This is a genomic window from Microbacterium sp. CFBP 8794 (genome assembly GCF_014841235.1).
GTDB lineage: Bacteria > Actinomycetota > Actinomycetes > Actinomycetales > Microbacteriaceae > Microbacterium.
Genome location: NZ_JACYTT010000003.1, coordinates 275,800 through 289,792, shown reverse-complemented (window position 1 = coordinate 289,792; position 13,993 = coordinate 275,800). Strand labels below are relative to the sequence as shown.

Below are 13,993 nucleotides of genomic sequence, written 5' to 3'. Positions count from 1 at the left end.
TCAGCCTCCGAATGAGGGGACGAGGATCTCGACCCGGCGATTGAGTTGCCGACCCGCGGGGTTGTCGACCCCGTCGAGCTCGTTGGCGGCGACCGGACGCGTCTCACCGTAGCCCTCGGCCGTCCAGGCCACGGGCGTGGCGCGTTCGGTCAAGGCGGCGACGACTGCTTGCGCGCGCCGCTCCGACAGGTCCTGGTTCTCGGCGTCGGTGCCGATGGCATCCGTGTGCCCCGAGACGGTCGCCGCCGGCACCCGGCCGTCGATCAGCACGGCCGCGAGCGCGTCGAGCACGGCGGCGGCATCGGCGCGCAACTCGGCCGAGTCGAAGTCGAACAGCACGGCGTCCGAGAGCGTCAGGGTCGTGCCGCAGCTCGCGACCGGGGCGAGGGCCGCCAGAGGCGGGAACACACCCAACCGCGGCACCGGGGGCAGCGGGTCGACCGTCACGGGCTCACCGTCGACGCGGCCGGTGCCGTCGCCGAAGTTCTGCACCGTGAGGGTGCCGTCGGTGTACGTCCCCGCCCCGTCGCCGAAGTTCTGGATCGCGACCTCGCCCGACCGGTACGTCCCCGACCCGTCGCCGAAGTTCTGGATGCTCTCGTCGCCGTGCGTGGACGTTCCCGACCCGTCGCCGAAGATCTGCACCTGGCGCGACGCGTCGACGTACGTGCCCGAACCGTCGCCGAAGTTCTGGATCGCGACCTCGCCCGACCGGTACGTCCCCGACCCATCACCGAAGTTCTGGATCTCGACACCGTCGATCGTCGTGGTCCCCGAGCCGTCGCCGAAGTTCTGGACGGTTCCGTCGGCGCCGGTGTACGAGCCGGAACCGTCGCCGTAGAACACAGCCGTGCCGGCCGACGTGGACACCTGGCCGGGGGTCCCGCACGCCGCGGAGGCCACCGTCACCCCCGGCGCACTCGACAGCGTCGACGCCGCCGAGATCGTGAACGCCGACGCCGAGCCGCCCAGCAGCGACAGGTCGGGCAGCACGAACAGGGGCACGGGCGGGATCTCGCCGACGTCGTAGCCGGGCACGCGAGCGGCTGAGGCCGCGGCCGCCGTCGGCGTGGGCACGGGGGTGTCGGCGGCCGCCGACGACCTCGCGGTCGAGGGCACCGGCTCCGAGACGCAGCCGGCCAGGCTCATCACGACGACGGAGGCCGAGACGGCCGCGGCCAGGCGAACCGCCGTGGGGCGGAGCACGGCGGGGCGGCGAGGGGATCGACTCATGGCATCCACCGTATTGAAGCGCCGCGCCGCCGTGGTCGCGGGGGTGTCGCAACCGTGTCGCGATTCCGCGACACGTCCCGTCAGGGTCGGCGCGAGATGGTCACGGTGCGCGGGGCGTCGGCGTCGAGCTCGACGGTGTGCACCGCGATCTCACCGCAGGCGTTGTCGACGCCGCGGCCGCCGGTCTGACGGTCGATCTCGATCTCCCACCACGTGTCGGCGAGGTACTCGGCCACCCCGCTCCCCCACTCGACGACGACGGCGGAACCCGCCACGTCGATGTCGAGGTCGTCCAGCTCGACCGCGGCCCCCAGGCGATAGGCGTCCACGTGCACGAGCGGCGTGCCGCCCCCGAGCGAGGGATGCGTGCGCGCGATCACGAACGTCGGGCTCTGCACCGGACCCCGGATGCCGAGTCCCTCACCGATCCCGCGGGTGAGGGTCGTCTTGCCGGCGCCGAGCGGGCCGGTCAGCACCACGACGTCGCCGGGAGCGAGCGCGCGCCCGACGGCGCGGCCCAGGTCTTCCATGTCGGCCGGCCCCGCGACCTCGCGCACGCCCAGCAGCTCGTCGGGAACGCTCACGCGCCCACCTCCCGCCGGGGGACCCGGACCCCCACGCGCGTGACGATCTCGTAGTCGATGGTGTCGGCGGCATCCGCCCAGTCCCGCGCCGACGGCACGCCCAGCGTCGGGTCGCCGAACAGCACGACCTCGTCGCCCACCGTGACCGGGTGATCGCCGACGTCGACGACGAACTGGTCCATCGCGATGCGGCCGGCCACCGTGAAGCGGCGCCCGTTGATCGACACCGATCCCCGACCCGACGCCTGGCGGGGCACGCCGTCGGCGTAGCCGAGCGGAACGAGCGCCAGCGTCGTGTCGCTCTCGGTGCGGTAGTCGTAGCCGTACGACACCCCGGTGCCCGCGGGCACGCGCCGCACCGCCGCGACGGCGCCGCGCAGCGTCATCGCCGGGCGCAGCCCCAGGTCGGCGGGCGTCCGGTCGTCGAACGGCGAGACCCCGTAGAGACCGATGCCGATGCGCACGCATCCGAGTCGCGCCTCGGGCAGGGCGATGGCGGCATTCGTCGCCGCGATGTGGCGAAGCGGCGGGTGAAGACCGGCGGATGCCGCCAGGATGACGCCCTCCTCGAACCGGGCGAGCGCGGCACGGTCGTCGGCCTCGCTCGTGTTGGACAGGTGCGAGAACAACCCCACGACGCGCAGCCGCCCGATGCGCTCCAGACGGGCGGCCTCGGAGAACACCACGCGCCAGTCGGCCGGCGCGATGCCGTTGCGCGACAGGCCCGTCTCGATCTTGAGGTGCACCGCCGCCGGGCGATCGCCCTGCGCCGCCTCGCCCGCGCGCAGAAGCTGATCGATGTCGGAGATGCCGAGCTCGATGTCGTTTCGCACGGCCTCGCCGAACGCAGCGCCGGGCGCGTGGAGCCACGCGAACAGCGGAGCGCGGATGCCCGCTCGCCGCAGCGCCAGCGCCTCGTCGATGTCGGAGACGCCGATGCGGGCCGCTCCCCCGCGGAGCGCCGCGACCGCGGCACGGTAGGCGCCGTGGCCGTACCCCTCGGCCTTGACGACCGCGATGATCTCGGAGTCGGTGAGCTTTCGCAGGTGACGCACGTTCTCGGTGATCGCGTCGACATCGATGAGCGCTTCGCGCAGCACGCCGGGTGCCATTCTCATGCGGTGTCCTCTCGGGTGGTCTCGGGGGCGGATGCCGGGGGCCCGTCGATCGCGACAGGCTCGACGCCCGCGCTCGTCGGCGCGGGCTGCCGGGCCGCGATCGCACCGGGCGCCGGAGCGACCTCGCTCGCTTCGGCGATGACGTACGCCGTCGCGAGGCCCGCATCGTGCGACATCGACAGGTGCAACGCGGTGATCCCCCGCTCGGCGACCGTCGCGGCGGTCTCACCGCGGAGCGCGAACACGGGCCGACCCGAGGGCTCGGACGCCACCTCGATGTCGGTCCAGTGCACGCCGTCCGACCCGCCGAGCGCCTTGATCAGGGCCTCCTTCGCGGCGTACCGGGCGGCGAGCGAGCGCGGCTTCAGCACGCGCTCGGCCGGGGCGAACAGGCGGGGAAGCAGGCGCGGAGTGCGAGCGAGCGTCGCGGCGAACCGCGGAACGTCGACCACGTCGACGCCGATTCCGACGATCATGCGCCCTCCCCTCGTGGCATCCTCTCCATTCTGCCGGTGCCGGCCGACATCGGCCGCGGCGGGCCGATCCGACGCGGGCCGAACTCCGGAGAAAAGGCATCCAGGGCCGCTCCCGAGGTCGCTTCACCCTCAATCGAGCGAGAACCCAGGAGTTCGGCCCGGCTCGATCGGCGCTCCGCGATGCGAGGAACGACGAAGGGGCCGGATGCCACGGCATCCGGCCCCTTCGTACGAGACGACTACTCGACCGTCACCGACTTCGCCAGGTTGCGCGGCTGGTCGACGTCGAGCCCCTTGGCCTCAGCCAGGCTCATCGCGAAGATGTGCAGCGGTACGACCGCCAGCAGCGGCTCGAAGAGCGGGGCCGCCAGCGGAATGCGCAGCACCTCGTCGGCCGCGGGCAGCACGGCGACGTCGCCCTCTTCGGCGATCGCGATGACGCGGGCACCGCGGGCGCGGATCTCCTGGATGTTCGAGACGACCTTCTTGTGCATCTCGCCCGAGCCGCGCGGCGACGGCACGACGACGAAGACGGGCTGGCCGGGCTCGATCAGCGCGATGGGGCCGTGCTTGAGCTCACCGGCGGCGAAGCCCTCGGCGTGGATGTACGCCAGCTCCTTGAGCTTGAGGGCACCCTCGAGCGCGATGGGGTACCCGACGTTGCGGCCGAGGAACAGCACCGAGCGGGTGTCGGCCATCCAGTGCGCCAGCTGCTCGATGCGCGCCTGCTCGGTCTCGAGCACGCGGGCGATCTTGCCCGGAACGGCCTCGAGCTCGGTGACGGCCTCGACGGCGACGACCGGGTCGATGGCTCCGCGGACACGACCGACGTGCAGGGCGAGAAGATACAGCGCGGTGATCTGTGCGACGAAGGCCTTCGTCGAGGCCACGGCCACCTCGGGTCCCGCGTGCGTGTAGACGATGGCATCCGACTCCCGCGGGATGGTGGCACCCTGCGTGTTGCATATCGACAGCGTCTTGGCCCCCCGCGAGCGGGCGTACTTCACGGCCATGAGCGTGTCCATCGTCTCGCCCGACTGGCTGATCGAGACGACCAGCGTGCGCGCGGACAGCACCGGGTCGCGGTAGCGGAACTCGTGGGCGAGCTCGACGTCGACGGGAACGCGGGTCCACGTCTCGAGCGCGTACTTGCCGACCATGCCGGCGTAGGCGGCCGTTCCGCACGCGATCACGAGGATGCGGTCGATGTCGGCGAGGAAGTCGTCGAGCCCCTCGAGCTCGGGGATCTCGACGCGGCCCTCGTGGATGCGACCGCGGATGGTGTTCGCGACGGCCTCGGGCTCCTCCGAGACCTCCTTGGCCATGAACGACGACCAGCCGCCCTTCTCGGCGGCCGACGCGTCCCACGTGACCTCGAAGGCCTCGACCTCGACGGGCGCGCCCGAGAAGTCGGTGACCTCGACGCCGTCGGGCGTGATCGCGACGATCTCGTCCTGACCGATGGCGAGCGCGTTGCGGGTGTGCTCGACGAAGGCGGCGACGTCGGAGCCGAGGAAGTTCTCTCCCTCACCGAGCCCGATGACCAGGGGCGAGTTGCGGCGCGCGCCGACGACCAGGCCCGGGTGATCCTCGTGCATGGCGAGCAGCGTGTACGCGCCCTCGAGACGCGAGACGACGGCGCGGAACGCCTGCACCAGGTCTTTGGTACGGGCGTACTCGCGGCCGATCATGACCGCGGCGACCTCGGTGTCGGTCTCGCTGCGGAAGGCGAAGCCCTCGCCGACGAGCTCGCTCTTCAGCTCGGCGAAGTTCTCGATGATGCCGTTGTGGATGACGGCGAGCTTGTCGTCGTCGGCCAGATGGGGGTGGGCGTTGGCGTCGGTCGGACCGCCGTGCGTCGCCCATCGCGTGTGGCCGATCCCGGTGGTGCCGTTGGGCATGGGCGAGGACTCGAGGTCGTCGCGCAGCACCGCGAGCTTGCCCGCTCGCTTGCGCATGCCGAGCCCGCCCTCACCGTCGATGACGGCGATTCCAGCGGAGTCGTAACCCCGGTATTCCAGCCGCGACAGACCCGCCAGAAGAATGTCCTGGCTCTGCCGGGGACCCACGTAACCGATGATTCCGCACATGGGTCCGAGTCTACGTGGCGGGACTGAGCGAACCCCGTCGAAGCCCTCGCGCGCGCGCGGCGAGCCGCTCAGAGCTTGCGCAGCAGCACCGACTCGACGGTGTGGTCGGCGCCCTTCTGCAGCACGAGCTTCGCGCGGTGGCGCGTGGGGAGCACGTTCTCTTCGAGGTTCGGCAGGTTGATCTCGCGCCAGTACCCCAGGGCCCGCTCGACGGCCTCGTCGTCGCTGATGTCGGCGAAGACCCGGAAGAACGACGTGGGGTTGGTGAACGCGTTGTCGCGCAACGCCAGAAAGCGGTCGACGTACCAGCGCTCGATGTGTGCCGCGTCGGCATCCACGTAGATCGAGAAGTCGAACAGGTCGCTGACGGCGACCTCGTTGGGCGACGGCGGCGGTTGCAGGACGTTGAGCCCCTCGACGATGACGACGTCGGGGCGGTGCACGCTCACGTGGGCGTCGGGCATGATGTCGTACCGCACGTGCGAGTAGAACGGTGCCCGGGCCTCGCCGGCGCCCGACTTCACCTCGCTGAGGAACTCCACCAGCGCCCGCCGGTCGTACGACTCGGGAAAGCCCTTGCGGTCCATCAACCCGCGTCGCTCGAGCTCGGCGTTGGGATAGAGGAAGCCGTCGGTCGTCACGAGCTCCACGCGGGGAGTGTCGGGCCAGCGGCTCATGAGTTCGCGCAGCAGGCGCGCGATGGTCGATTTGCCCACCGCCACCGACCCCGCCACACCGATGACGAAGGGGGTCGTGGCATCGGGCTCGCCCAGGAACTCGCTCGTGTCGGCGCCGAGTCGGCGGGTCGCCCGCGCGTACAGGCTCAGCAGACGACTGAGCGGCAGGTACACCTCGGCCACCTCGCGCGGATCGAGGCGGTCGCCGATGCCCCGCAGCTGCACGATCTCGTTGTCGGTGAGCGGCTGCGCGATCCCCCCGGCCATGCGGGCCCAGTCGTCGCGGTCGATCTGGCGGTAGGGGCTCAGCGACGGCGCGGGAGCGGCGGTCTCGGCGGCGGACACCCGCCCATGCTACCGGCGTCGTCGTCCCTCCCCCGCGGATCACCCCGTCACCGCGTGCCCACTACGCTCGGACCGTGCGCCTGGGAGTCCTCGACATCGGTTCGAACACCGTCCATCTGCTCGTCGCGAACGCCCGGGCCGGAGGTCGTCCCACCGCGACGACCTCGCACCGCTCGGTCCTGCGCCTCATGCGGTATCTGCAGCCCGACGGGTCCATCTCGCCCGAGGGCGTGAAGGGCCTCGTGGATGCCGTGACCGCGGCCTGCGCGACGGCCAAGGCCGAGGGCGTCGACGAGTTGCTCGCGACCGCGACGTCGGCCGTGCGCGACGCGACCAACGGCGAGGCCGTCATCGCGCTGATCGAGGAGGCCCTGGGCCAGCCCCTGCAGGTGCTCGGGGGCGAGACCGAGGCGCGCTTCACCTACCTCGCGGTGCGGCGGTGGTTCGGCTGGTCGGCCGGGCAGATCCTGTTGTTCGACATCGGCGGCGGGTCGCTCGAGATCGCCGGCGGTGCCGACGAGCTGCCCGATCTCGCCGAGTCGGTGCCCCTGGGCGCGGGCCGTTCGACCGTGCAGTTCCTCCCGCACGATCCGCCGAGCGCCGACGAGATCGACGCGCTGCGCCAGCACGCCATGACGGTGCTCGCGCCGGTGGCCGAGCGCTTCGCCGCGCTCCCCCGTCCCGACCACGTCGTGGGCTCGTCGAAGGCGATCCGCTCGCTCGCGAAGCTCGCGGGCTACCCGGTGCCGGGGTGGTCGGGCATCGATCGCATGGTCCTGCCCCGCCGGGAGCTGAAGGACTGGATCCCGCGCCTCGCGCGCATCCCCGCCGACGCCCGCGAGGCCCTTCCCGGCATCACCGCCGATCGCACGTTCCAGATCGTCGCCGCCGCGATCGTGGTGGAGCGGGCGATGAAGGCCCTCGACGTCGAGGAGCTCGAGGTCTCCCCCTGGGCACTCCGCGAGGGCGTCCTGCTGCGCTACATCGAGTCGCTCGAGTACTGACGCCGCGGCGTCGGCGTGCTCCGCCCCTCGTGTGAAGGAGCGTGAGCCCGCCGACGGGCCGGATTACAGCGCCAAGCGCTCCTGCACGACCTCGGCGAGACGGTCCGCGTGCGCGCGGGCGTCTTCTTCGGACGCGGCTTCGACCATGACGCGCACGAGCTGCTCGGTGCCCGAGGCGCGCAGCAGCACGCGGCCCGAGTCGCCCAGTTCGGCGGTCGCCGCGGCGACGGCCTCCTGCACCGCGTGGTCGTGCACGCCGTCGCGGTCGACGCCGCGCACGTTCACGAGCACCTGCGGGTACACCGTCATGATCGAGGCGAGCTCACCGAGCGTCTTGCCCTGTCGCGCCATCTCGGCGACGAGGTGCAGCCCGGTGAGCAGGCCATCACCCGTCGTCGCGAAGCGGCTCATGATGACGTGGCCCGACTGCTCGCCACCGAGGGAGTAGCCGCCCTCGTTCATGGCCTCGAGCACGTAACGGTCGCCGACGCCGGTCTGCAGGACCCGGATGCCATGGGCCTCCATCGCGCGGTGCAGGCCGAGGTTGCTCATGACCGTCGCAACGAGCGTGTCGTCGACGAGCGCACCACGCTGCTTCATCGCCACCGCGAGGATGGCCATGATCTGGTCACCGTCGACGATGTTGCCCTGCGCGTCGACGGCCAGGCAGCGGTCCGCGTCGCCGTCGTGGGCGATGCCGACGTCGGCGCCGAGGCGCACGACGGCTTCAGCGAGCACGTCGAGGTGCGTCGAGCCCACGCCGTCGTTGATGTTCAGACCATCGGGTTCGGCGCCGATGACGGTGACCGTCGCGCCGGCGTCCTTGAACGTCTCGGGCGACACGCCGGCCGCGGCGCCGTGGGCGCAGTCGAGCACGACGTGGATGCCGTCGAGGCGGTGCGGCAGCGAGCCCAGCAGGTGCAGGACGTAGCGGTCCTCCGCGTCGGCGAACCGACGGATGCGACCGACGCCGGCCCCGGTGGGCTGCAGTCGTTCGCCCTCGAGCGCCTGCTCGATGCGCTGCTCGACCTCGTCGGGGAGCTTGGTGCCCCCGCGGGCGAAGATCTTGATCCCGTTGTCGGGAGCGGGGTTGTGCGACGCCGAGACCATCACACCGAAGTCGGCGTCATGGTCGGCGATGAGGAACGCGGTGGCGGGGGTGGGGATGACCCCGGCGTCGAGCACGTCGACGCCCGACGAGGCGAGCCCCGCAGCGACCGCGGCCGCGAGGAACTCCCCCGAGACGCGCGGGTCGCGCGCGACGACGGCGGTGAGGCGGCGGCCTTCGGCCTTCCGCGCCTCCGCCGAACGGCCCTGGCCCAGGACGACAGCAGTCGCCTGGGCCAGGTGCAGCGCGAGTTCGGCGGTGAGGAGGCCGTTGGCCAGCCCCCGCACCCCGTCCGTGCCGAAAAGAGGCATCCGGAGTTTCGAACTCAGCGCTTGGAGTACTGAGGCGCCTTGCGGGCCTTCTTGAGTCCGGCCTTCTTGCGCTCCTTGACGCGAGCGTCGCGCGAGAGGAAGCCGGCCTTCTTCAGGGTGGGGCGGTTGTTCTCTTCGTCGATGCCGTTCAGCGAACGGGCGATGCCGAGACGCAGCGCGCCGGCCTGACCCGAGGGGCCGCCACCGGAGATGCGCGCGATCACGTCGTACGAGCCCGCGAGCTCGAGCACCGTGAACGGGTCGTTGATCAGCTGCTGGTGCAGCTTGTTCGGGAAGTAGTCCTCGATCGTGCGGCCGTTGACCGTGATCGTGCCCGAGCCGGGAACCAGACGCACGCGGGCGATGGCCTGCTTGCGACGGCCGACGGCTGCGCCGGGAACCGAGAGAACGGGGCGCTCGGCCGCGACGACGGACTGCTCGGCCGGCGTCTCGGTGCTGTAGTTGCTGGGGTCGATGTTCGACACTGTTTCGTCCTTATCCGGCGGCGCTTACTGGGCGACCTGGTCGAAGGTGTAGGCCGTGGGCAGCTGAGCACCGTGGGGGTGCTCGGCGCCGCGGTACACCTTGAGCTTCTTGAGCTGCGCCGCGCCGAGGCTGTTCTTGGGCAGCATGCCGCGGATGGCCTTCTCGACCGCGCGGACGGGGTTCTTGTCGAGGAGTTCCTCGTACGTGACCGACTTGAGGCCGCCCGGGTAGCCCGAGTGGCGGTAGGCCTTCTTCTTCTGGAGCTTCTGACCCGTGAGCGCCACCTTTTCGGCGTTGATCACGATGACGAAGTCGCCCGAGTCGATGTGGTTGGCGAAGGTGGCCTTGTGCTTGCCGCGGAGGAGGACCGCCGCGTGCGAGGCCAGACGGCCGAGGACGACGTCGGTGGCGTCGATAACGACCCACTCGCGCGTGACCTCAGCGGCCTTGGGGGTGAAAGTGCGCGTCACAGTAGTGCTGCTTTCTTGTTCGAACGGAGGAGTTCGTGAATCCCGCTCCGGTGGTCCGTTCCCCGCCGATGACGGGGGAACAGGGCCGGTGGAGGGCTCACGTTCGGGCAACCCGCTCGCAGAGAGGCGGGCACCAAAGAGCAAGACTACGGCATCCGGATGCCAGCACCAAACGTCGCCGGCCCGCTCAGGCCGACAGGGTCCCCACCGCGATCAGGGCGTACCCCGTCGCGTTGAAGACGATATGCGTGAAAAGCGCGCCGCCCAGACGTCCCGAGCCGAGGACGAGGGCGCTGGCGACCAGTCCCAGGATGCCGAGGGTCGGCGCATCCACCGAGCCGGGCGCCGCGACCAGCAGGTGCGCGCCGACGAACGAGCCGGTCGACAGGGCCGCCGCGGCCACGCCGGCCGCAACCGGGCCGCTGAATCGTCGCAGCACCGTATAGACGCACACGAGCACGACGCCGCGGAAGAAGAACTCCTCCGCCCCGGACGACACGATCGTGCCGGCGACGGCGTCGAAGACGAAAGACGTGGGCAGCGCGCCGTCGGCCGAGAACGTCGTCGGCCAGGGGGCCGGCTCTCCCCCGGCTCCGGCGATCGCCCCCTGGGCCAGGCGCACGAGGACGCCGAACACGACCCCGTAGAGCAGGTCCACCGTTCGGAACACGAGCAGACCGCGAGGACGGGAACGACCGAGAGCGAACACGACGGGCACCGCGAAGGCGAGCCAGATCACCGCCTGCGCCGACGCCGCGCGGGTCTCGACGGGCAGCATCTCCGACGCGGCGCGCGACGCGAGCGCCCCCGCGCCTAGCGCGAGCACGGCCCAGCCGAGCATCTCGACGCCCCAGCGCGCGGTCGTGGAGCCGCCCTCGCGCCACCGGCGTGGCCGACGACGCCGGGCACGCCGGGCGGGGCTCGGGACGGCGGATTCGTCGCTCATGCGCGTCAGGCTAGGGCTGCAGGTCGCCGTCGACCCGGTCACCCCGCGCCTCCCCCGCGTCGACTCACCCGTTGGATTGCGCGTTCTCACCCGCACGCACGAACGCCCCGCCACCGGTGAGGTGACGGGGCGTCCGTGATGTCGTGTGCGCGTCCTCCGCGGATGCGGGCGAGAGAGGGACGCGGACCGATCAGCGCTGCAGGAAGTCGATCAGCACGCGGTTGAACTCGTCGGCGTGGCTGACGTTCACACCGTGCGGAGCCCCCGCGACCACGTGCAGCTCGCTGCCCGCGATGGCCTCGTGCGTGCGCTTGCCCGATCCCTCGAAAGGCACCGTGGCGTCGCTGTCCCCGTGGATGACGAGGGTCGGAACGGTCACGTTCGGCAGATCCTCGCGGAAGTCGGTCGTGGCGAACGCCTCCATCGACTTCAGTGCCGCGTGGTGGTCGGCCTGGTTCGCGAGGCGTTCGGCTTCGACCTGCTCGGCTGCGGGCACGGCGAGCGCGCCGTCGACCGAGAAGAAGTCCGTCGTGAACTGGTGGTAGAACGCCTTCTCGTCGCCCTTCAGGCCCTGCTTCATGCCGTCGGCGGTCTCGTCGTCGAGGGGGCCCTCGGGGTTGTCCTCGGTCTTCGCCAGGTACGGGGGCACGGCTGCCGCGAAGACGACGCTGTGCACACGACCCGATCCGTGACGCGTCAGGTAGCGGGCGACCTCGCCGCCGCCCATCGAGAAGCCGACGAGCGTGACGTCGCGCAGGTCGAGGGCGGTGAGGACGGCCTCGAGGTCGTCGGCGAACGTGTCGTAGTCGTACCCGGTACGGGGCTTGTCGCTCCGGCCGAAGCCGCGACGGTCGTACGTCACCACGCGGTGGCCGGCCGCCTCGAGGGCGGGCACCTGATGGGCCCAGGATTCGCCCGAGAGGGGCCATCCGTGGATCAGCACGACGGGGCGACCCGTGCCGCCCGTGTCGTCGACGTGCAGGTCGATGTCGGTCAGAAGTCCATGGTGTGCGGTGATCTCGCTCATGACCGCCATGGTTCGACTCCCACCTGTACGCGGGCCTGCCGTTGACGTTCCATCCGCGGCTTGCTAGGGCGCCACTCGCACAGCGGTCGCCCGGATGCAACGACCGCCGCGCGCGCGAGCGGGCTGGCTAACCTGCCGCTATGGATTCGACCCGCATCCCCGGCATCACCCTGCTCGCCGTCGTCAGCGCTCTCGCCCTCAGCTCCTGCACCCCGGCACCCGGAGGCGCGAACACCTCCGCCACCGACGAGACCGCGATCAGGGCGGCGAACACCGCCGAGGCCGATGCCGGCGGACGCGCGTTCGCCCTCGACCGCGGCGACGACGACTCCTGGGAGGTCCACGTCGCCGTCGGCGACCGCGAGGTCGAGGTGCACCTCGCGTCCGACGGGGCGACCGTGCAGTCCCGGAGCGACGACGACGGGATCGACGCCGACGAGCGCGCCGCCCTCGATGCGGCGGTGACGACGTTGGCCGACGCCGTCCGCATCGCCGCCGCCCAGAACCCGGGCGGCGACCGCATCGACGAGGTGGAGCTCGACGACGACGGAGGGGACTGGTCGTGGACGGTCGAGATGCAGAGCGGTGCCGTGGTGCGCATCTCCGCCGGCGACGGCGCGGTCGTCAGCACCGGCCGCTGAAGCAGAACGGGCGTGACCACGCAAGCCCGGACGGGAAGCTGCCCGCCCCGGGCCCGCCTGAATACGATTCCGTCATGAGCCACGCTGCCGACTCCGACGGTCACAGTCCGAGCGCCCGGGTGACCCCGGGTGCCGTCCTTCGCGGATCGGAGGAGGGAAGGCGATGAACGATCTCGTCCTCAACATCGTTCTCGTCGTCGTGTTCGTCCTCGTCGGCGGAGTCTTCGCCGCGACCGAGATGGCGCTCGTCACGCTGCGCGACAGTCAGGTGAACGCCCTGGCCGCCCGAGGCAAGCGCGGACAGAAGGTCGCCGAGCTCGCCCGGAACCCGAACACCTTCCTGTCGGCGGTGCAGATCGGCGTGACCGTGGCGGGCTTCGCGTCGGCCGCCTACGGCGCCTCCTCCATCGCCCCCTCGGTCACCCCGCTGTTCGAGGGTCTCGGTCTCGAGCCGGGCCTCGCGGCCACGGTCTCGACCATCGCGCTCACCCTGGTGATCGCCTACCTCTCGCTCGTTCTGGGCGAGCTCGTGCCCAAGCGCCTCGCCATCCAGCGCAACGCCGCGTTCGCGTACGCGGCGGCACCGGTGCTGAACGGGTTCGCGAAGCTGATGCGACCGGTCATCTGGCTGCTGTCGCTGTCGACGAACCTGCTGGTGCGCCTGCTGGGCGGCGACCCCAACAAGACCGGTGAGGAGCTCACCGAAGAAGAACTTCGCGACATCGTGTCGAGCCACGAGGGGCTTCCGGCTGACGAACGGCGCATCCTCGACGACGTCCTGTCCCTCCGCGACCGCCACGTGAGCGAGGTCATGCGCCCGCGACCGGAGGTCGTGACCCTGGATGCCGGCGGCACCATCGCCGAAGCCATGGATCAGGTGCGCGACCTCCCGTTCTCGCGGTACCCGGTGGCCGAGCAGACCATCGACGACGTCGTGGGCTTCGTCCACGTGCGCGACCTCTACGAAGACCCGGAGCGGCCCCTGGCCGCCGTGATGCGCGCGATCAGGTACTTCCCGTCGACGGCTCGGGTGCTGCCCACGCTCACCGCGATGCGCGCCGAGGGCAGCCACATCGCCGTCGTCGTCGACGAGTACGGCGGAACCGACGGCATCGTGACGCTCGAAGACCTGGTCGAAGAGGTCGTCGGCGAGATCTTCGACGAGTACGACACCGACGCCGAGCAACCCCTCGCCGAGGGTGAGCACGGCACCGTCGAGGGTCGGCTGAACCTGCAGGACTTCGAGGAGGCGACGGGGGTCAGCCTCCCCCGCGGCGCCTCCGACACGGTCGCCGGTTTCGTGGTCGAACGCCTGGGCCGGCTGGCCCGTGTCGGCGACACGGTCGAGGTCGACGGCGCCACGCTCCAGGTCAAGGCCGTGGATCGACGACGCGTGGCGGAACTGCTGGTGACGCGGCATCCCCTCGACGATGAGACTCCCGACACCGAGGCGTCCAGCTCGGTGTGACCCCGGTGC

13 protein-coding genes and 1 pseudogene are annotated in these 13,993 nt (G+C 71.3%); 3 read left to right on the top strand and 11 right to left on the bottom strand.

Annotated elements, in window-relative coordinates:
- From IFU19_RS08820 to coaA, 6 genes and pseudogenes are all read right to left on the bottom strand, one after another.
- On the bottom strand, window positions 1–1,233 hold the full coding sequence (locus IFU19_RS08820) for an OmpA family protein (protein ID WP_192013463.1): 1,233 nt from the start codon (window positions 1,231–1,233) through the stop codon (window positions 1–3).
- A gap of 80 nt (window positions 1,234–1,313) precedes the next feature.
- A complete protein-coding gene (gene tsaE, locus IFU19_RS08815; protein ID WP_070408527.1) occupies window positions 1,314–1,817 on the bottom strand; it encodes a tRNA (adenosine(37)-N6)-threonylcarbamoyltransferase complex ATPase subunit type 1 TsaE in 504 nt (167 codons plus the stop codon).
- Window positions 1,814–2,935: an alanine racemase gene (alr, locus tag IFU19_RS08810; protein WP_055833933.1), complete on the bottom strand. Its 1,122-nt coding sequence runs from the start codon at window positions 2,933–2,935 to the stop codon at window positions 1,814–1,816. Before alr ends, tsaE begins: the two co-directional genes overlap by 4 nt.
- A gap of 128 nt (window positions 2,936–3,063) precedes the next feature.
- Window positions 3,064–3,411, bottom strand: a pseudogene (locus IFU19_RS08805) (holo-ACP synthase); the annotation flags it as partial.
- Window positions 3,412–3,650: 239 nt separating this feature from the next.
- Complete coding sequence (gene glmS, locus IFU19_RS08800; protein ID WP_055833929.1) at window positions 3,651–5,501, bottom strand: glutamine--fructose-6-phosphate transaminase (isomerizing); 1,851 nt, start codon at window positions 5,499–5,501, stop codon at window positions 3,651–3,653.
- A gap of 68 nt (window positions 5,502–5,569) precedes the next feature.
- On the bottom strand, window positions 5,570–6,523 hold the full coding sequence (gene coaA, locus IFU19_RS08795; protein ID WP_055833914.1) for a type I pantothenate kinase: 954 nt from the start codon (window positions 6,521–6,523) through the stop codon (window positions 5,570–5,572).
- A 74-nt stretch (window positions 6,524–6,597) separates the two neighbouring features.
- Here coaA and IFU19_RS08790 point away from each other — a divergent pair, with 74 nt between their 5' ends.
- A complete protein-coding gene (locus IFU19_RS08790; protein WP_055833911.1) occupies window positions 6,598–7,527 on the top strand; it encodes a Ppx/GppA phosphatase family protein in 930 nt (309 codons plus the stop codon).
- Between the two features lie 63 nt (window positions 7,528–7,590).
- On the opposite strand, the gene glmM is transcribed toward IFU19_RS08790, so the two are convergent.
- The 5 genes from glmM to IFU19_RS08765 all read right to left on the bottom strand — a co-directional run bounded on the left by glmM (window position 7,591) and on the right by IFU19_RS08765 (window position 11,875).
- Entirely contained in the window at window positions 7,591–8,946 is a 1,356-nt protein-coding gene (glmM, locus tag IFU19_RS08785; RefSeq protein ID WP_191915774.1) for a phosphoglucosamine mutase, read from the bottom strand.
- Window positions 8,947–8,960: 14 nt separating this feature from the next.
- Window positions 8,961–9,431: a 30S ribosomal protein S9 gene (rpsI, locus tag IFU19_RS08780; RefSeq protein ID WP_055833907.1), complete on the bottom strand. Its 471-nt coding sequence runs from the start codon at window positions 9,429–9,431 to the stop codon at window positions 8,961–8,963.
- A 24-nt stretch (window positions 9,432–9,455) separates the two neighbouring features.
- Window positions 9,456–9,902, bottom strand: a complete 447-nt coding sequence (gene rplM, locus IFU19_RS08775) for a 50S ribosomal protein L13 (protein WP_055833904.1) — start codon at window positions 9,900–9,902, stop codon at window positions 9,456–9,458.
- A gap of 187 nt (window positions 9,903–10,089) precedes the next feature.
- Window positions 10,090–10,848 (bottom strand): CPBP family glutamic-type intramembrane protease, encoded by a 759-nt coding sequence (locus tag IFU19_RS08770; protein WP_192013462.1) that lies wholly within the window; start codon window positions 10,846–10,848, stop codon window positions 10,090–10,092.
- 190 nt (window positions 10,849–11,038) lie between these two features.
- Complete coding sequence (locus IFU19_RS08765; protein ID WP_055835851.1) at window positions 11,039–11,875, bottom strand: alpha/beta fold hydrolase; 837 nt, start codon at window positions 11,873–11,875, stop codon at window positions 11,039–11,041.
- Window positions 11,876–12,015: 140 nt separating this feature from the next.
- Between IFU19_RS08765 and IFU19_RS08760 the strand changes: the two genes are divergently transcribed.
- Both IFU19_RS08760 and IFU19_RS08755 read left to right on the top strand, forming a co-directional pair.
- Window positions 12,016–12,516: a PepSY domain-containing protein gene (locus IFU19_RS08760; protein WP_191915772.1), complete on the top strand. Its 501-nt coding sequence runs from the start codon at window positions 12,016–12,018 to the stop codon at window positions 12,514–12,516.
- Between the two features lie 163 nt (window positions 12,517–12,679).
- Window positions 12,680–13,984, top strand: a complete 1,305-nt coding sequence (locus IFU19_RS08755; protein WP_192013461.1) for a hemolysin family protein — start codon at window positions 12,680–12,682, stop codon at window positions 13,982–13,984.
- Window positions 13,985–13,993 lie beyond the last annotated feature (9 nt).